This is a genomic window from Enterobacter sp. CP102 (assembly GCF_025152625.1).
Classification (GTDB): domain Bacteria; phylum Pseudomonadota; class Gammaproteobacteria; order Enterobacterales; family Enterobacteriaceae; genus Enterobacter; species Enterobacter soli.
In genome coordinates this window covers 3,003,353-3,020,130 of sequence record NZ_CP104014.1, presented here as the reverse complement: position 1 = coordinate 3,020,130, position 16,778 = coordinate 3,003,353, and the positions used below count along the sequence as shown (strand labels likewise).

General features: G+C 53.3%; 15 protein-coding genes. 14 read left to right on the top strand and 1 reads right to left on the bottom strand.

The features are described from left to right. Positions 1-242 precede the first annotated feature (242 nt). Complete coding sequence (locus tag N1249_RS14345) at positions 243-1,826, bottom strand: TerC family protein (RefSeq protein WP_259830314.1); 1,584 nt, start codon at positions 1,824-1,826, stop codon at positions 243-245. 684 nt (positions 1,827-2,510) lie between these two features. Between N1249_RS14345 and N1249_RS14340 the strand changes: the two genes are divergently transcribed. The 14 genes from N1249_RS14340 to cpsB all read left to right on the top strand — a co-directional run bounded on the left by N1249_RS14340 (position 2,511) and on the right by cpsB (position 16,681). Next, positions 2,511-3,650 carry a polysaccharide export protein gene (locus N1249_RS14340; protein ID WP_259830312.1) on the top strand — a complete coding sequence of 380 codons (1,140 nt, stop codon included), beginning with the start codon at positions 2,511-2,513 and terminating at the stop codon, positions 3,648-3,650. Between the two features lie 6 nt (positions 3,651-3,656). Next, positions 3,657-4,100 carry a low molecular weight protein-tyrosine-phosphatase Wzb gene (gene wzb, locus N1249_RS14335; protein ID WP_166716174.1) on the top strand — a complete coding sequence of 148 codons (444 nt, stop codon included), beginning with the start codon at positions 3,657-3,659 and terminating at the stop codon, positions 4,098-4,100. Between the two features lie 2 nt (positions 4,101-4,102). Further along, positions 4,103-6,265 (top strand): tyrosine-protein kinase Wzc, encoded by a 2,163-nt coding sequence (gene wzc / locus N1249_RS14330; RefSeq protein WP_259830310.1) that lies wholly within the window; start codon positions 4,103-4,105, stop codon positions 6,263-6,265. Between the two features lie 88 nt (positions 6,266-6,353). Beyond that, positions 6,354-7,196, top strand: coding sequence for a colanic acid biosynthesis glycosyltransferase WcaA (gene wcaA / locus N1249_RS14325; protein ID WP_014070940.1), 843 nt, complete (start codon positions 6,354-6,356; stop codon positions 7,194-7,196). Next, positions 7,196-7,687 carry a colanic acid biosynthesis acetyltransferase WcaB gene (gene wcaB / locus N1249_RS14320; RefSeq protein ID WP_014070939.1) on the top strand — a complete coding sequence of 164 codons (492 nt, stop codon included), beginning with the start codon at positions 7,196-7,198 and terminating at the stop codon, positions 7,685-7,687. The genes wcaA and wcaB overlap by 1 nt, the downstream gene beginning before the upstream one ends. Continuing rightward, entirely contained in the window at positions 7,684-8,901 is a 1,218-nt protein-coding gene (gene wcaC / locus N1249_RS14315) for a colanic acid biosynthesis glycosyltransferase WcaC (protein WP_259830303.1), read from the top strand. Before wcaB ends, wcaC begins: the two co-directional genes overlap by 4 nt. Beyond that, positions 8,876-10,096, top strand: a complete 1,221-nt coding sequence (gene wcaD, locus N1249_RS14310; RefSeq protein WP_014070937.1) for a colanic acid polymerase WcaD — start codon at positions 8,876-8,878, stop codon at positions 10,094-10,096. The genes wcaC and wcaD overlap by 26 nt, the downstream gene beginning before the upstream one ends. A 16-nt stretch (positions 10,097-10,112) precedes the next feature. After that, positions 10,113-10,859, top strand: coding sequence for a colanic acid biosynthesis glycosyltransferase WcaE (gene wcaE / locus N1249_RS14305; RefSeq protein ID WP_259830301.1), 747 nt, complete (start codon positions 10,113-10,115; stop codon positions 10,857-10,859). 15 nt (positions 10,860-10,874) lie between these two features. Further along, entirely contained in the window at positions 10,875-11,429 is a 555-nt protein-coding gene (gene wcaF / locus N1249_RS14300; RefSeq protein ID WP_259830299.1) for a colanic acid biosynthesis acetyltransferase WcaF, read from the top strand. A gap of 20 nt (positions 11,430-11,449) precedes the next feature. Continuing rightward, positions 11,450-12,571: a GDP-mannose 4,6-dehydratase gene (gene gmd, locus N1249_RS14295; protein WP_014070934.1), complete on the top strand. Its 1,122-nt coding sequence runs from the start codon at positions 11,450-11,452 to the stop codon at positions 12,569-12,571. 2 nt (positions 12,572-12,573) lie between these two features. Next, the gene (locus N1249_RS14290; RefSeq protein ID WP_259830291.1) at positions 12,574-13,539 is read left to right on the top strand and encodes a GDP-L-fucose synthase; all 966 of its coding nucleotides are present in this window, start codon (positions 12,574-12,576) and stop codon (positions 13,537-13,539) included. A gap of 2 nt (positions 13,540-13,541) precedes the next feature. Next, positions 13,542-14,021, top strand: coding sequence for a GDP-mannose mannosyl hydrolase (locus N1249_RS14285; protein ID WP_259830289.1), 480 nt, complete (start codon positions 13,542-13,544; stop codon positions 14,019-14,021). Further along, entirely contained in the window at positions 14,018-15,241 is a 1,224-nt protein-coding gene (gene wcaI / locus N1249_RS14280; RefSeq protein WP_259830286.1) for a colanic acid biosynthesis fucosyltransferase WcaI, read from the top strand. The genes N1249_RS14285 and wcaI overlap by 4 nt, the downstream gene beginning before the upstream one ends. 3 nt (positions 15,242-15,244) lie before the next feature. Beyond that, positions 15,245-16,681 carry a mannose-1-phosphate guanyltransferase gene (cpsB, locus tag N1249_RS14275; protein WP_259838130.1) on the top strand — a complete coding sequence of 479 codons (1,437 nt, stop codon included), beginning with the start codon at positions 15,245-15,247 and terminating at the stop codon, positions 16,679-16,681. Positions 16,682-16,778 lie beyond the last annotated feature (97 nt).

The window sequence follows — 16,778 nt, the reverse complement described above, 5'->3', positions numbered from 1 at the left end:
AGTCCCTCAGTGACATAATGGCTTCTCCGTAATTTAAGCAGGGAAAACCTTAGCGCTGAATTTGATGAGGAAACAGTGATAAACCGGATAAAACCCAAAACCAGGAATTTATAAAGGGATGTATAAACTCCGCTTATGGAATTGAATAAGTAATTGATAAATATGATAATGAAATGGTGGGTAGGTAACTGAAATTTATCCCCCGGAAATGAATGCCGGGGGAAGGAGGTTTACCGAGAAAACTACACCTCAAAATCCAGCTCATCCTCGCTGCGCAGCGGGATCAGCTGCACTTTCTGCACGCGATGGCTCTCAACCTGTAGCGTTTTGAGCAGATAATCACCCACCTGTACCTCTTCGCCTGGCTGCGGAATACGTTGCAGATACTCCATCAGCAGGCCCGCGATGGTGTGGTACTCGCGCTTCTCATCCAGCGGCAGCGGCACATACTGCACCAGGTCTTCCAGCGGCATATGGCCGTTGGCCGTCCAGGAGCCGTCCGGGTTTTTCTGGATATCATGGCGGGCATCAATTTCATCAACTTCGTTCGGCAGATTACCGGCGATGGTTTCCATCACGTCACTGAGGGTGACCAGTCCTTCAACCGAACCAAACTCATCCACTACAAAGGCAAAGTGAGTGCGGGCATTACGGAACTGTTCCAGCGCAGAAAGCAGCTGCAACGTCTCCGGGAACACCAGCGGCTGACGCACCAGCGCGCGTAAATCGAGCGTTTCACCGCGCAGTTGCTGCTGAAGAAGGTCGATAACATGCACCACGCCAAGCAGGTCTTCTTCCTCTTCGCCACCGGTCACTACCACGCGGGTGTGCTGGTTTTTGTCCAGCAGGGCGCGGATTTGGGACTCCGGTGCCGTCAGATCGATATGCTCAATATCATGGCGGGAGGTCATGATACTGCTGACCGAGCGCTGATTGAGGTTGAGCACGCGCTCAATCATCAGCCGCTCCTGAGGATTAAAAATCTGGCTATCGTTATGGTCAGCAAGCAGAGAGGCAGACTCTGCATCAAGCTCGGCATTCTCTTTTTGCCCGCTGAGCAGGCGCATAACCGTGTCGGCGGTGCGCTGGCGCAGGGTCTGGTTGGCAGACAGGAAGCGACGACGGTTGAAAATGGCCAGCTGGTTAAGCGACTCGATGATCACCGAGAAGCCGATTGCGGCGTACAGGTAGCCTTTCGGAATGTGGAACCCAAAACCGTCGGCGACCAGGCTAAAGCCAATCATCAGCAGGAAGCTAAGACACAGGATCACAATCGTCGGATGGCTGTTCACAAACCGGGTGAGCGCTTTGCTGGCCATCACCATCAGGGTGATAGCAATAATCACCGCCGCCATCATCACGGCCAGATGGTCCACCATGCCCACGGCGGTGATCACGGAGTCCAGCGAGAAGACCGCATCCAGCACCACGATTTGCGCCACGACGGGCCAGAACTTCGCGCCCCGGCGCTGGGTTGGGTTTTCGCTGTCTTTGCCTTCGAGCCGCTCGTTGAGTTCGACGGTGGCTTTAAACAGCAGGAACAACCCGCCGAACAGCATGATCAGATCGCGGGCGCTGAAACTCAGGCCGTGAAAGGCAATCAGCGGTTTTGTGAGCGTCACCAGCCAGGATATAGAGGCCAGCAGCAGTAAACGCATCACCATCGCCAGCAGTAAGCCCGTTACGCGCGCGCGGTCGCGCTGTGAAGGGGGCAGTTTTTCGGCGAGGATGGCGATAAAGACCAGATTATCAATCCCGAGCACTAATTCGATGACCACCAGAGTGACCAGCCCGGCCCAGATTGATGGATCGGCAATCCATTCCATAGTAATAGCAATACCTTCTGTTATATGACCAATGTCACACTTCGATCATGGATAAAGCTGGGCGAAATTGCAATGACGACCTGAGATTTATCTCAATAACCGATCGAGTGCTGCGCCGGAAAATAGCCTTATTATTTTCATGTTAAATATCATTTTATCTGATAATGAATAAAAATAAGAAATATCGCAGGGAGTGGTTTTTAATTTAATTATGTCAATATAAAGAAAATCCTAAAAGGCGAAAAACTTGCTCTTAATATTATTCTTAAAAAGCTATTTCCGGGCGGTTGTTACCTTGCCTGCTATTACGTTAGCTGCAACAATTCCTCCAGTATCAAATTTCTTGTTGCTATTACCATGCTTACGGAATGGTGAGGGATTCATTATCAAAGTGGCCTTAATTGCGCCTGATATATTGTCATCTCAACCGAATCAAAGAGGGTGTTTATCCATAACATATTGTTTAGACAGTGCATTGGTAACTGAAAGCCAAGGGCGGTAGCGTGCCTGAAAGCGTGTGAATCGGCCCCGATTATTCTGTCAATAGCCAATGGATGAATAAGCTTTTTTTAGGACTGATGCCAGTTATATTTCTATTTTATTAACTGCATTCTGAATGTTGTTTCAATCCGCGCTTATTTAAATTGCACAGGATAATTACTCTGCCAAAGTGATAAATAATCAATGATGAAATCCAAAATGAAATTGATGCCATTATTGGTGTCTGTGACCTTGATGAGTGGTTGTACGGTTTTTCCCGGCAGCAATATGTCAACCATGGGAAAGGATGTGATCAAACAGCAGGATGCTGATTTCGACCTCGACCGGATGGTGAATGTTTATCCACTGACCCCGCGTCTGGTGGAACAATTACGTCCACGGCCAAATGTGGCCCAGCCAAATACATCCCTGGACCAGGAAATTGCCGCCTACCAGTACCGTGTCGGTCCGGGGGATGTGATTAACGTGACCGTCTGGGATCACCCGGAACTGACCACACCAGCAGGTCAGTACCGCAGTTCCAGCGATACCGGGAACTGGGTTCAGCCGGATGGCACCATGTTCTATCCCTACATCGGTAAAGTCCACGTGGTGGGGAAAACCCTTGCCGAAATTCGTAGTGATATTACCGGCCGCTTAGCGCAGTACATCGCTGACCCGCAGGTGGACGTTAATATCGCCGCATTCCGCTCGCAAAAGGCCTATGTCTCCGGGCAGGTGAATAAATCAGGTCAGCAGGCCATCAGCAACGTGCCGCTGACGGTGCTGGACGCCATCAATGCCGCAGGCGGTCTGACCGATGCGGCAGACTGGCGCAATGTGGTGCTGACCCATAACGGCCAGGAACAGCGCATTTCCCTTCAGGCGCTGATGCAAAACGGCGACCTGAGCCAGAACCGTCTGCTCTATCCGGGCGACATTTTGTTTGTTCCGCGCAATGACGATCTGAAAGTGTTCGTGATGGGCGAAGTGAAAAAACAGAGCACGCTCAAAATGGACTTCAGCGGCATGACCCTGACCGAAGCGCTGGGTACGGCTGAAGGCATCGATCTCACCTCGTCTAACGCCAGCGGTATTTTCGTCATCCGTCCGCTGAAAGGCGAAGGCAGCGCGAAAGGGAAGATTGCCAACATTTACCAGCTGGATATGTCCGACGCGACCTCCCTGGTGATGGCAACCGAATTCCGCCTCCAGCCGTACGATGTGGTGTATGTCACAACCGCACCGGTTGCCCGCTGGAACCGCCTGATCAACCAGTTGCTGCCAACCATCAGTGGCGTTCGCTACATGACGGATACGGCGCGCGACATCCATACCTGGTAATCCGCGATGTTTAACAAAATTCTGGTGGTGTGCGTGGGGAACATTTGCCGTTCCCCAACGGGTGAGCGGTTGTTGAAGAACTATCAACCCGCTCTCACGGTCGACTCCGCAGGGCTTGGGGCGCTGGTGGGTAAAGGCGCCGACGAGCGCGCAGCGAACGTGGCGTTGGATCATAACCTCTCTTTAGACGGGCACTGCGCCCGTCAGGTCTCCGGGCGCATGTGCCGCGAATATGACCTGATCCTGACGATGGAAAAACGCCACATTCATGCCCTGTGTGAAATCGCACCTGAAATGCGAGGCAAAGTGATGCTCTTTGGTCACTGGGACAATGAACGCGAAATTCCCGATCCGTATCGCAAGAGCCGAGAGGCATTTGAGGCGGTTTATACCTTACTTGACCAGTCTGCCCGTCAGTGGGCGCAGGCACTGAAAGCTCAGCAGGGATAACAATGACAGAAAAAACAAAACCTTCTGCCGCCCCGATATCGGGCAGTGATGAAATCGATATTGGTCGTCTGGTTGGCACGATTGTAGAGGCGAAATGGTGGGTTCTGGGCATAACTGCCGTGTTTGCCGCGGCGGCGATTGTTTACACCCTGTTCGCCACGCCAATCTACAGCGCCGATGCGCTGGTGCAGATTGAGCAAAATAGCGGTAGCTCACTGGTGCAGGATATTGGCTCTGCGCTGGCGAACAAACCGCCGGCATCCGATGCCGAAATTCAGTTGATCCAGTCGCGTATGGTGCTGGGCAAAACAGTTGACGAGCTCAATCTGGATATTGCCGTCACTAAAAATACCTTCCCGGTCTTTGGCGCGGGATGGGACAGACTGATGGGGCGCCAGAACGATACGGTAAATGTGACCACCTTTACCCTGCCGAAAGGCGGTGCCGAACAAACCTTCACGCTGACCGTGCTTGGGCCAAAGCAGTATCAGCTTACCAGCGACGGTGGTTTTAGCGCACGCGGTGAAGTGGGGCAGATGCTGAGCAAAAACGGCGTCAGCATGATGGTCAGTGCCATTCAGGCCGCTGAAGGCAGTGAGTTTACCGTTTCGAAATTCTCCATGCTGGGGATGATCAACAACCTGCAAAACAACCTTAGCGTCACCGAAAACGGTAAAGACACCGGCGTGTTGAGCCTCAGTTTTACCGGTGAAGACAAGGATCAGATCCGCGACATCCTGAACAGCATCACCCGCAACTATCTCGAGCAGAACGTTGCGCGTAAATCGGAAGAGGCGGCCAAAAGCCTGGCCTTCCTGGCAAAACAGCTGCCGGAAGTACGTCAGCGTCTGGACGTAGCTGAAGAGAAGCTCAACAGCTATCGCCAGAAGAAAGACTCGGTGGACCTGCCTCTTGAAGCCAAGTCGGTACTGGATTCGATGGTGAACATCGATGCCCAACTGAACGAGCTGACCTTTAAAGAAGCGGAGATCTCCAAGCTCTACACCAAACGTCACCCGGCATACCGCACCTTGCTGGAGAAACGCCAGGCGCTGGAAGATGAAAAAGCCAATCTCAACAAGCGTGTGAACTCTATGCCGGAAACCCAGCAGGAGATCGTTCGTCTGACCCGTGATGTGGAATCTGGCCAGCAGGTTTACATGCAACTGCTGAACAAGCAGCAGGAGCTGAAAATTACCGAAGCCAGTACCGTGGGCGATGTGCGCATTGTTGACTCCGCCATTACTCAGCCTGGCGTGCTGAAACCGAAAAAAGCGCTGATTATTCTGGGCAGTATTATTCTCGGCCTGATGCTTTCGGTGATGGGTGTGCTGCTGCGCTCGCTGTTTAACCGCGGTATCGAAAGCCCGCAGGCACTGGAAGAGAACGGCATCAGCGTTTACGCCAGTATCCCGCTGTCGGAATGGCAGAAATCGCGCGATAGCGTCAAAACGGTTAAAGGCGTTAAGCGCTATAAGCAGAGCCAACTGCTGGCGGTGGGCAACCCCACTGACCTTGCCATCGAGGCGGTTCGTAGCCTGCGCACCAGCCTGCACTTCGCCATGATGCAGGCCAAAAATAACGTGCTGATGATGACCGGGGTGAGTCCGTCTATCGGTAAGACGTTTGTCTGTGCCAACCTGGCGGCGGTGGTAAGCCAGACCAACAAACGCGTTCTGCTGATCGACTGCGACATGCGTAAAGGCTACACCCACGAACTGCTGGGCACCAATAACGTCAATGGCCTGTCGGAGATCCTGCTCGGTAAAGGGGAGATTGAACAGTGCGCCAAACCGACCTCAATCCCGAATTTCCATCTTGTGCCACGTGGCCAGGTTCCGCCAAATCCGTCTGAGCTGCTGATGAGCGAACGTTTCAGCCAGCTGGTGGAGTGGGCGAGCAAACACTATGACCTGGTGTTGATCGATACCCCACCGATCCTGGCCGTAACCGATGCTGCCGTTGTGGGTCGCCATGCGGGCACCACGCTGATGGTGGCGCGCTATGCGGTGAATACCCTGAAGGAAGTGGAGACCAGTCTGGCCCGCTTCGAGCAGAACGGTATCGATGTGAAAGGGGTGATCCTGAACTCCATCTTCCGTCGCGCGAGCGGTTATCAGGATTACGGTTACTACGAGTACGAATACAAGTCTGACAGTAAATAAAGCCCCTCACCCAGACGGTGCGGGATATAACGACATGTTGCCTTTCACCCTCTCCCCAAGGGGAGAGGGCTGGGGTGAGGGGAATACCATGACCACACAACGCCCTTTGATTTCTATTTATATGCCGACATGGAATCGTCAGCAGTTGGCGATCCGCGCAATTAAGTCGGTCCTGCGTCAGGACTACGACAACTGGGAACTGCTCATCGTTGATGACTGCTCCTCGTCATACGAACAACTGCAAAAATTCGTGACTGACCTTAATGACCCACGGGTCATGTACACGCATAACGCCATCAACTCCGGGGCGTGTGCAGTACGTAACCAGGCGATATTGCAGGCGCAAGGGCAGTATCTGACCGGAATTGACGATGATGACGAATGGACCCCCAACCGTCTGTCGACCTTCCTGTCACACCAACATCAGTTGGTTACCCATGCGTTTCTGTATGCCAACGACTATGTCTGCCAGGGCGAAGTCTATTCGCAGCCGGCGAGTCTGCCGCTCTATCCGAAGTCACCGTACTCGCGTCGCCTGTTTTACAAGCGCAATATCATTGGTAACCAGGTCTTCTCCTGGTCCTGGCGCTTTAAAGAAAATCTGTTCGATACCGAACTCAAGGCGGCGCAGGACTACGATATTTTCCTGCGCATGGTGGTGGAGTATGGCGAGCCCTGGAAAGTGGAAGAAGCCACGCAAATCCTGCATATCAACCACGGGGAAATGCAAATCACCTCGTCGCCGAAGAAATTTTCCGGCTACTTCCACTTTTACCGTAAGCACAAAGACAAGTTCGACCGTGCCAGCCGTAAGTATCAGCTCTTTACCCTCTATCAGATCCGCAATAAGCGCATGAACTGGCGCACGCTGCTGACGCTCTTTTCTGTACGCAATACCAAGCGTCTGGCTGATGGACTTCGGGGGAAATAATGTTTCTGGAAGATTGCCGCGCGAACAGCTGGAGCCTGCGCCCTTGCTGCATGGTTCTGGCCTATCGCATCGCACATTTTTGCTCTGTGTGGCGCAAAAAAAACGTGCTGAACAATATCTGGGCAGCGCCGGTTCTGGTGCTGTACCGCATCATCACCGAATGCTTTTTTGGCTACGAAATCCAGGCAGCCGCCACCATTGGCCGCCGCTTCACCATTCATCACGGCTATGCCGTGGTGATCAATAAGTTCGTGGTCGCGGGTGATGACTTCACCATTCGCCATGCGGTGACTATCGGGAACCGTGGGCCAGCAAGCCTTGCGTGCCCTGTCATCGGTAATAACGTCGAGCTGGGCGCCAATGTGGTGATCATCGGCGACATTACCGTGGGTAACAACGTAACCATTGGTGCAGGCAGCGTGGTGTTGGACAGCATTCCTGATAACGCGCTGGTAGTGGGTGAGAAAGCCCGCGTGAAGGTGATCAAATGAATATTCTGCAATTTAACGTTCGTCTGGCCGAGGGCGGGGCGGCAGGCGTGGCGCTGGATCTTCATCAGCGTGCGCTGCAAAAAGGATTACAGTCGCGTTTCATCTATGGCTATGGCAAAGGCGGGAAAAAAAGCGTCAGCCACGATGACTACCCGCAGGTGGTGAAACAGACCCCACGCATGACCTCTATCGCCAATATTGCGCTTTTCCGCCTGTTTAACCGCGATCTGTTTGGCAATCTGAACAGCCTGTACCGCACGGTAACGCGCTCGGCCGGGCCGGTGGTGCTGCATTTCCATGTGCTGCACAGCTACTGGCTGAATCTGGAAGAGGTGGTGGCCTTTTGCGAAAAAGTGAAAGCGCACAAACCGGACACCACCTTTGTCTGGACGTTGCATGACCACTGGAGCGTGACCGGACGCTGCGCCTTTACCGACGGTTGCGAAGGCTGGAAAACGCAATGCCAGAAGTGCCCAACGCTGACCAACTATCCCCCGGTAAAAGTGGACCGGGCGCATCAACTGGTGGCGGGAAAGCGCCAGCTGTTTCGCGAGATGCTCGCGCTCGGCTGCACGTTTATCTCGCCCAGCCAGCATGTCGCCGATGCCTTCAACAGCCTGTACGGGGCAGGGCGTTGCAAAATCATCAATAACGGGATCGACGTGGCAACCGAAGCGATCCTCGCGGAACTGAAGCCTGTGGCGCACACCACCGGCAGGCCGAAAATTGCCGTGGTGGCACACGATCTGCGTTACGACGGCAAGACCAATCAACAGCTGGTGCGCGACATGATGGCGCTCGGCGACAAGATAGAGCTGCATACCTTCGGCAAGTTTTCCCCGTTTGAAGGGGCGAACGTGGTGAATCACGGGTTCGAAACCGACAAACGTAAACTAATGAGCGCGCTGAACGGCATGGATGCCCTGGTCTTTAGCTCCCGCGTGGATAACTACCCGTTGATCCTGTGTGAAGCGTTGTCGATTGGCGTGCCGGTGATTGCCACCCACAGCGACGCGGCGCGCGAAGTGCTGGAAAAATCCGGTGGTAAAACCTTCAGTGAAAATGAGGTGCTGCCTCTGGTGCAATTGCCAAAGCCCGCCGTCGCGCAGGCTGTTTTTGGCACTGACCTGGAATCGTTCCGCAACCGCAGCCGCAAGGCGTACAGTGGCCAACAGATGCTGGAGGAATATGTCTCGTTCTATCAGAATCTGTAGTTATCTGCTGCTGCCGCTGATCTACCTGCTGGTCAACGTCAAGATTGCCCAGCTCGGCGAAAGCTTCCCCATCACCATTGTGACGTTCCTGCCGGTCTTACTGCTGCTGTACGTCGAAAAAATCAGCCTGAAAAAGCTGATGATTGCCCTCGGGGTTGGGTTTGGCCTGACGGCATTTAACTACATCTTTGGTCAGTCGCTGGATGCCAGTAAATACGTCACCTCGACCATGCTGTTTGTTTATATCGTCATTATTATTGGCATGGTCTGGAGTATTCGCTTTAAAACTATTTCACCGCACAATTATCGGAAAATCCTTAGGTTCTTTTATATTGCCGTTACGTTAATTGTCATGCTGGCTGCACTGGAAATGGCGCAAATAATTTTGACCGGTGGCAGCAGCCTGATGGAGATAATTTCGAAATATCTCATTTACAGTAACAGCTATGTACTGAACTTCATTAAGTTTGGCGGCAAGCGTACCACCGCGCTCTATTTTGAACCGGCATTTTTTGCTCTGGCGTTAATCTCAATTTGGCTCAGCATCAAACAGTTTGGTATCAAAACCCCTAAGACCGATGCTATGATTCTTGCAGGAATTGTTCTGTCAGGCTCTTTCTCCGGGGTGATGACATTTATATTGTTCTACCTGCTGGAGTGGGCGTTTCAGTACCTGAATAAGGATGCGATAAAGAAAAAGTTGCCGCTGGCGATTATCTCCCTGACGGTGTTTTTAGTTGGCGTGATATTTGCCTTCCCGTACATCTCAGAACGTCTGGGAGATTTGGGTACGGAAGGTTCATCGTCTTATTATCGCATCATTGGGCCGCTGGTGATGGTGGGATATTCATTAACCCACATTGATGGCGTAGTCAGATTTGGCTCACTTTACGAATATGTTGCATCATTCGGAATCTTTAACGGTGCAGATGTCGGTAAAACCATAGACAATGGTCTGTATCTGTTAATTATTTATTTTTCGTGGTTCGCCGTATTGTTGACGCTGTGGTACTTGTTTAAAGTTTTCAAAATGATGATCAACGCGTTTGGGGATAACCAGAACTTTCGCGTGCAGCTTTATCTTTTTACGCCAGTGTCGTTGTTCTTTACGGGGTCAATATTTAGCCCGGAATATGCTTTCTTAATTGTCTGTCCGTTTATTCTGCGCAAGGCGCTCAATATTACGCGGGTATGACGAAATGAGGTGATTTATGTTTCTTAGTGTGGTTACTGTCGCCTTTCGCAATTATGAGGGCGTGGTAAAAACCTGGCGCTCGCTGCGCAACCTGGCACGCGATCCAAGCCTCACATTTGAATGGATTGTCGTGGATGGCGGCTCGAATGACGGCACGGCTGAGTTTCTTGAAAAACTCAACGGGGAGTTCAACTTACGCTACATCAGCGAGAAAGATAAAGGCATCTACGACGCCATGAATAAAGGGATCAATATGGCGCAAGGGCGCTATGCCATCTTTCTGAATTCCGGTGATGTATTCCATGAAGATGTTGCACTCTTTGCCCGTCAGCTGGCGCGCCAGAAAGAGGACGCCATGTATATCGGTGATGCGCTTCTGGACTTCGGCGATGACCATAAAGTTCTGCGTAGTGCGAAGCCCGGCTGGTATATCTACCACAGTTTACCGGCCAGTCATCAGGCTATTTTCTTCCCGACCGCAGGGCTGAAAAAACAGCCATATGATTTGCAGTATAAAGTGTCATCAGATTATGCCCTGGCAGCAAGTTTGTATAAGTCTGGTTACCCGTTCCGCCGAATTAAAGGTACGGTATCTGAATTTTCGATGGGTGGGGTGTCAACCTCGAATAATCTGGAATTGTGCCAGGATGCAAAAAACGTGCAGCGCAATATATTGCGAATGCCGGGGCCACTGGCGGAATTGTCCTATTTATTGCGTCTGAAAACGACGGGTAAAACGAAAGCCTTATATAACAAAGCCTGAATATAAGGAAGCGTAATGCAGGAACTCAAGGGATTCTCCGTGCCGAAAGGTTTTCGGGGCGGGAACGGTATTAAGGTGCAGTTATGGTGGGCAGTGCAGGCCACATTATTTGCCTGGTCACCGCAAATACTGTATCGCTGGCGTGCATTTTTATTACGCTTGTTCGGTGCAAAAATCGGAAAAAACGTAGTCATTCGCCCGTCAGTCAAAATTACGTATCCGTGGAAAATAACGCTCGGTGATTACGCCTGGGTGGGGGATGACGCGGTGTTATATAGCCTTGGTGATATCACCATTGGTGCAAATTCAGTGGTATCTCAGAAGTGTTATTTGTGTACCGGTAGTCATGATTTTATGAGTCAGCATTTTGATATTACCGCTTCGCCAATAGTGATTGGCGAAAAATGCTGGCTGGCGACAGATGTTTTTGTCGCACCGGGTGTTTCTGTTGGCGATGGCACCGTTATTGGCGCTCGCAGCAGCGTTTTTAAATCGCTTCCGGCAAATAAGGTTTGCCGGGGCAATCCCGCAGTGGTGATACGCGAACGCGTAGAAACTGAAAAACTTTGATAAGTACAGAGGAAATAAATATGTCTAAAGTCGCTCTCATCACCGGCGTTACCGGACAGGATGGTTCTTACCTGGCAGAATTGCTGCTGGAGAAAGGTTATGAAGTACACGGTATTAAACGTCGTGCTTCTTCGTTCAACACCGAGCGTGTGGACCATATCTATCAGGATCCTCATGCGACAAACCCGAAATTCCACCTGCACTATGGCGACCTGACGGATACCTCCAACCTGACCCGTATTCTGCAGGAAGTGCAGCCGGATGAAGTCTACAACCTGGGTGCGATGAGCCACGTGGCCGTATCGTTTGAATCCCCGGAATATACCGCTGACGTGGATGCCATGGGTACGCTGCGCCTGCTGGAGGCGATCCGCTTCCTCGGTCTTGAGAAGAAAACCCGTTTCTACCAGGCCTCTACCTCTGAGCTGTACGGCCTGGTGCAGGAAATCCCGCAGAAAGAAACCACCCCGTTCTACCCACGCTCGCCGTATGCGGTAGCCAAACTGTACGCCTACTGGATCACCGTAAACTACCGTGAATCCTACGGCATGTATGCCTGTAACGGCATTCTGTTCAACCACGAATCCCCGCGCCGTGGTGAAACCTTCGTGACCCGTAAAATTACCCGTGCGATCGCCAACATCGCGCAGGGTCTGGAGTCCTGCCTGCACCTGGGCAACATGGATTCTCTGCGTGACTGGGGTCATGCCAAAGACTACGTGAAAATGCAGTGGATGATGCTGCAACAGGACAAACCCGAAGACTTCGTGATTGCGACCGGTGTGCAGTATTCCGTGCGTCGTTTCGTTGAAATGGCTGCGGCACAGCTGGGCATCAAACTGCGCTTCGAAGGCACTGGCGTGGACGAGAAAGGTATTGTTGTTTCCGTGACGGGCCATGATGCGCCGGGCGTGAAACCGGGTGATGTGATTGTTCAGGTTGACCCGCGTTACTTCCGTCCTGCTGAGGTGGAAACCCTGCTGGGCGACCCAACCAAAGCGCACGAAGTGCTGGGCTGGAAACCAGAGACCACGCTTCAGGAGATGGTGTCTGAAATGGTAGCCAAAGACCTTGAAGCAGCGAAGAAACACTCACTGCTGAAGTCCCACGGCTACGAGGTTGCCATCGCGCTGGAGTCCTGAGAATGACCAAACAACGTATTTTTGTCGCCGGTCATCGCGGCATGGTGGGTTCCGCCATTGTCCGCCAGCTGGAACAACGTGGTGACGTTGAGGTGATTGTCCGTACGCGTGACGAGCTGAATTTGCTCGACAGCAAAGCCGTGCAGGATTTCTTTGCAGACTCGCGTATCGATCAGGTGTATCTGGCGGCGGCAAAGGTGGGCGGTATTGTCGCCAACAATACCTACCCGGCTGATTTCATCTACGAGAACATGATGATTGAGAGCAACATTATTCACGCCGCGCATCTGCACAACGTGAATAAGCTGTTGTTCCTCGGTTCATCCTGTATCTACCCAAAAATGGCGAAACAGCCGATGGCGGAAAGCGAGTTGCTGCAAGGCACGCTCGAAGCAACCAACGAGCCGTACGCCATTGCCAAGATTGCCGGGATCAAACTGTGCGAGTCCTATAACCGCCAGTACGACCGCGATTATCGCTCGGTCATGCCGACCAACCTGTATGGGCCGAACGATAATTTCCACCCGAGCAATTCGCACGTGATCCCGGCGCTGCTGCGCCGCTTTCACGAAGCAACGGCTGAAAACGCCCCGGATGTGGTGGTGTGGGGCAGCGGTACGCCAATGCGTGAGTTCCTGCACGTGGACGACATGGCGGCAGCCAGCATTCACGTGATGGAGCTGGATCGTGAAGTGTGGCAGGAGAACACGCAACCGATGCTCTCGCACATTAACGTGGGCACCGGCGTGGACTGCACCATTCGCGAGCTGGCGCAAACCCTGGCGAAAGTGGTGGGTTACAAAGGTCGCGTGGTGTTTGACGCCTCAAAACCCGACGGCACGCCACGTAAATTACTGGATGTAACGCGCCTGCATCAGCTGGGCTGGTATCACGAGGTGTCACTTGAGCAGGGGCTGGCCAGCACCTATCAGTGGTTCCTGGAAAACCAGCACCGCTTCCGGGGGTAAACATGTTTTTAAATCAGGAAGACTTTGCCACGGTAGTCCGTTCCACTCCGCTTATCTCAATCGATTTGATTGTGGAGAACGAACGCGGCGAGTTCTTGCTGGGGAAACGAACCAACCGCCCTGCACAAGGGTACTGGTTCGTACCCGGTGGACGTGTACAGAAGGATGAGACGCTCGCGGATGCTTTTGCGCGTCTTACCCTGGCGGAACTCGGGCTGCGCTTGCCGCAGTCCGCAGGCCGGTTTTACGGGGTCTGGCAGCACTTCTACGACGATAACTTTTCCGGGGCTGATTTCACCACGCACTACGTGGTGCTCGGTTTTCGCCTGAAGGTGAATCAGGCAGATCTGCGTCTGCCTGATTCACAGCATGACGATTACCGCTGGCAGACGCCAGAGGCGTTACTGGCGAGCGACAATGTGCATGACAACAGTCGGGCCTATTTCCTCGCAGAACGTCAGGCCGGGGTGCCGGGCTTATGAAAATCCTCGTATACGGAATCAACTACTCGCCGGAACTCACCGGCATCGGGAAATACACCGGCGAAATGGTTGAGTGGATGGCGGAGCAGGGACATGACGTGCGGGTCATTACCGCGCCGCCTTACTACCCGGAATGGCAGGTGGGTGAGCGCTACTCAGGCTGGCGCTACCGCTGCGAGCAGGGCGCTGCAACCGTCTGGCGTTGCCCGTTGTACGTGCCAAAACAGCCGTCAACGCTGAAACGTTTAATTCATCTGGGCAGTTTTGCCCTGAGCAGCTTTTTCCCGCTGATGGCGCAGCGTCGCTGGAAGCCTGAACTCATTATCGGCGTGGTGCCCACGCTGTTTTGCACGCCAGGAATGCGCCTGCTGGGCAAGCTTTCAGGTGCGCGGACATTGCTGCACATTCAGGACTACGAAGTGGACGCCATGCTGGGGCTGGGAATGGCCGGGAAAGGCAAGGGTGGCAAGGTGGCAAAACTGGCCAGCGCGTTTGAACGTAGCGGCCTGCACAACGTGGATTACGTCTCGACCATCTCGCGCTCAATGATGAATAAAGCGCAGGAGAAAGGCGTAGCTGCGGAAAAAGTGATCTTTTTCCCGAACTGGTCTGAAGTGGCGCGTTTTCGCGATGTATCCGAACAGGATGCGCTGGCGCTGCGTGAACAACTCGGTTTGCCTGAAGATCAAAAAATCATTCTTTACTCGGGCAACATCGGGGAAAAACAGGGGCTGGAAAGCGTGGTTGAGGCGGCCGGACAGCTTCAACATCATGCCCTGACGTTTGTGATTGTCGGGCAGGGTGGCGGTAAAGCGCGACTGGAAAAAATGGTCAGCGAACGTGGGCTGACCAACGTGAAATTTTACCCGCTTCAGCCGTACGAGGCGCTGCCGGCGTTGCTGAAGATGGGCGACTGCCATCTGGTGGTACAAAAACGCGGCGCAGCAGATGCTGTGCTGCCATCAAAACTGACCAACATTCTGGCGGTAGGTGGCAATGCGGTGATCACCGCCGAGGCCGATACCGAGCTGGGTCAGCTGTGCGACAGCTACCCGGGAATTGCGGTTTGCGTTGAGCCAGAGTCCGTTGAGGCGCTGGTTACCGGGATTGAACAGGCGCTCGCGCTGCCGAAAGAGAACATCGTGGCACGTGAATATGCCGGGCGGACGCTCGAAAAAGAGAACGTCCTTAGCCAATTTATTGCAGATATTCGGGGATAAATGATGAGTCAAACCAAACTTTTTCCGGTCGTGATGGCTGGTGGCTCTGGTAGCCGGTTGTGGCCGCTGTCCCGCGTGCTCTATCCAAAACAGTTCCTCTGCCTGAAAGGGGATCTCACCATGCTGCAAACGACGGTGTCCCGTCTGAACGGCGTGGAATGCGAAAGCCCGGTGGTGATTTGTAATGAACAACACCGCTTTATCGTGGCCGAGCAACTGCGTCAGCTCAACAAGCTGACGGAAAACATCATTCTGGAGCCAGCAGGGCGCAACACGGCACCTGCCATTGCGCTGGCGGCGCTGGCGGCAAAACGCAGCAGCCCGGACTGTGATCCGATGATGCTGGTGCTGGCCGCTGACCATGTTATCCAGCAGGAAGACAGCTTCCGTGACGCGGTGCGTTCTGCCATTCCTTACGCCGAGAGCGGCAAGCTGGTGACCTTCGGGATCGTACCGGACCTGCCGGAAACCGGTTATGGCTATATCCGCCGGGGGGATGTCACGCCGGGCGAAGGAGAGAGCCTGGCGTTTAATGTGGCGCAGTTTGTCGAAAAACCGAATCTGGAAACCGCGCAGGCCTACGTTGCCAGCGGTGAATACTACTGGAACAGCGGAATGTTTCTGTTCCGCGCCGGGCGCTATCTGGAGGAGCTGGAAAAATTCCGCCCGGATATCCTCAGCGCCTGTGAAAAAGCCATGGATGCGGTTGACCCGGATCTCGACTTTATCCGCGTGGATGAAGAAGCCTTCCTCGCCTGTCCGGAAGAGTCCATTGACTATGCTGTGATGGAGCGTACCGCCGATGCGGTAGTGGTACCGATGGATGCGGGCTGGAGCGACGTTGGCTCATGGTCATCCCTGTGGGAGATCAGCGCGCACACCCCGGAGGGAAATGTCCACCATGGTGATGTAATCAGCCATAAAACGGAAAACAGCTATGTTTACGCTGAATCCGGGCTGGTTACCACGGTGGGCGTGAAGGATCTGGTGGTCGTTCAGACGAAAGATGCCGTGCTGATTGCTGACCGTAACGCGGTTCAGGACGTCAAAAAAGTGGTGGAAAGGATCAAGGCTGATGGCCGCCATGAACACCACATTCACCGCGAAGTGTATCGCCCATGGGGCAAATATGACTCCATCGATTCCGGCGATCGCTACCAGGTAAAACGCATCACCGTGAAGCCAGGGGAAGGGCTGTCTGTGCAGATGCACCACCACCGCGCCGAACACTGGGTGGTGGTGGCCGGAACCGCCAAAGTGACTATCGACGGTGAAATCAAACTGATTGGTGAAAACGAGTCGGTGTATATCCCGCTTGGGGCGACGCATTGCCTGGAAAACCCGGGGAAAATTCCGCTCGACCTGATTGAAGTTCGCTCCGGCTCGTATCTGGAAGAGGACGATATTGTGCGCTTCCAGGATCGCTACGGCCGGGTCTAGCACCGTCTTTAACGCCGGATGGCGCTTCGCTTATCCGGCCTACGAATGAATAAAAACAATTTTGCCTGTTAATCGGGCGGGCCAACTGTTGCCTGAA

What these genes read in the sequence shown, in the direction of transcription:
- N1249_RS14345 (WP_259830314.1), bottom strand. Translation starts at nt 1,826, where the DNA reads ATGGAATGGATTGCCGATCCATCAATCTGGGCCGGGCTGGTCACTCTG.
- N1249_RS14340 (WP_259830312.1), top strand. Translation starts at nt 2,511, where the DNA reads ATGATGAAATCCAAAATGAAATTGATGCCATTATTGGTGTCTGTGACC.
- wzb (WP_166716174.1), top strand. Translation starts at nt 3,657, where the DNA reads ATGTTTAACAAAATTCTGGTGGTGTGCGTGGGGAACATTTGCCGTTCC.
- wzc (WP_259830310.1), top strand. Translation starts at nt 4,103, where the DNA reads ATGACAGAAAAAACAAAACCTTCTGCCGCCCCGATATCGGGCAGTGAT.
- wcaA (WP_014070940.1), top strand. Translation starts at nt 6,354, where the DNA reads ATGACCACACAACGCCCTTTGATTTCTATTTATATGCCGACATGGAAT.
- wcaB (WP_014070939.1), top strand. Translation starts at nt 7,196, where the DNA reads ATGTTTCTGGAAGATTGCCGCGCGAACAGCTGGAGCCTGCGCCCTTGC.
- wcaC (WP_259830303.1), top strand. Translation starts at nt 7,684, where the DNA reads ATGAATATTCTGCAATTTAACGTTCGTCTGGCCGAGGGCGGGGCGGCA.
- wcaD (WP_014070937.1), top strand. Translation starts at nt 8,876, where the DNA reads ATGTCTCGTTCTATCAGAATCTGTAGTTATCTGCTGCTGCCGCTGATC.
- wcaE (WP_259830301.1), top strand. Translation starts at nt 10,113, where the DNA reads ATGTTTCTTAGTGTGGTTACTGTCGCCTTTCGCAATTATGAGGGCGTG.
- wcaF (WP_259830299.1), top strand. Translation starts at nt 10,875, where the DNA reads ATGCAGGAACTCAAGGGATTCTCCGTGCCGAAAGGTTTTCGGGGCGGG.
- gmd (WP_014070934.1), top strand. Translation starts at nt 11,450, where the DNA reads ATGTCTAAAGTCGCTCTCATCACCGGCGTTACCGGACAGGATGGTTCT.
- N1249_RS14290 (WP_259830291.1), top strand. Translation starts at nt 12,574, where the DNA reads ATGACCAAACAACGTATTTTTGTCGCCGGTCATCGCGGCATGGTGGGT.
- N1249_RS14285 (WP_259830289.1), top strand. Translation starts at nt 13,542, where the DNA reads ATGTTTTTAAATCAGGAAGACTTTGCCACGGTAGTCCGTTCCACTCCG.
- wcaI (WP_259830286.1), top strand. Translation starts at nt 14,018, where the DNA reads ATGAAAATCCTCGTATACGGAATCAACTACTCGCCGGAACTCACCGGC.
- cpsB (WP_259838130.1), top strand. Translation starts at nt 15,245, where the DNA reads ATGAGTCAAACCAAACTTTTTCCGGTCGTGATGGCTGGTGGCTCTGGT.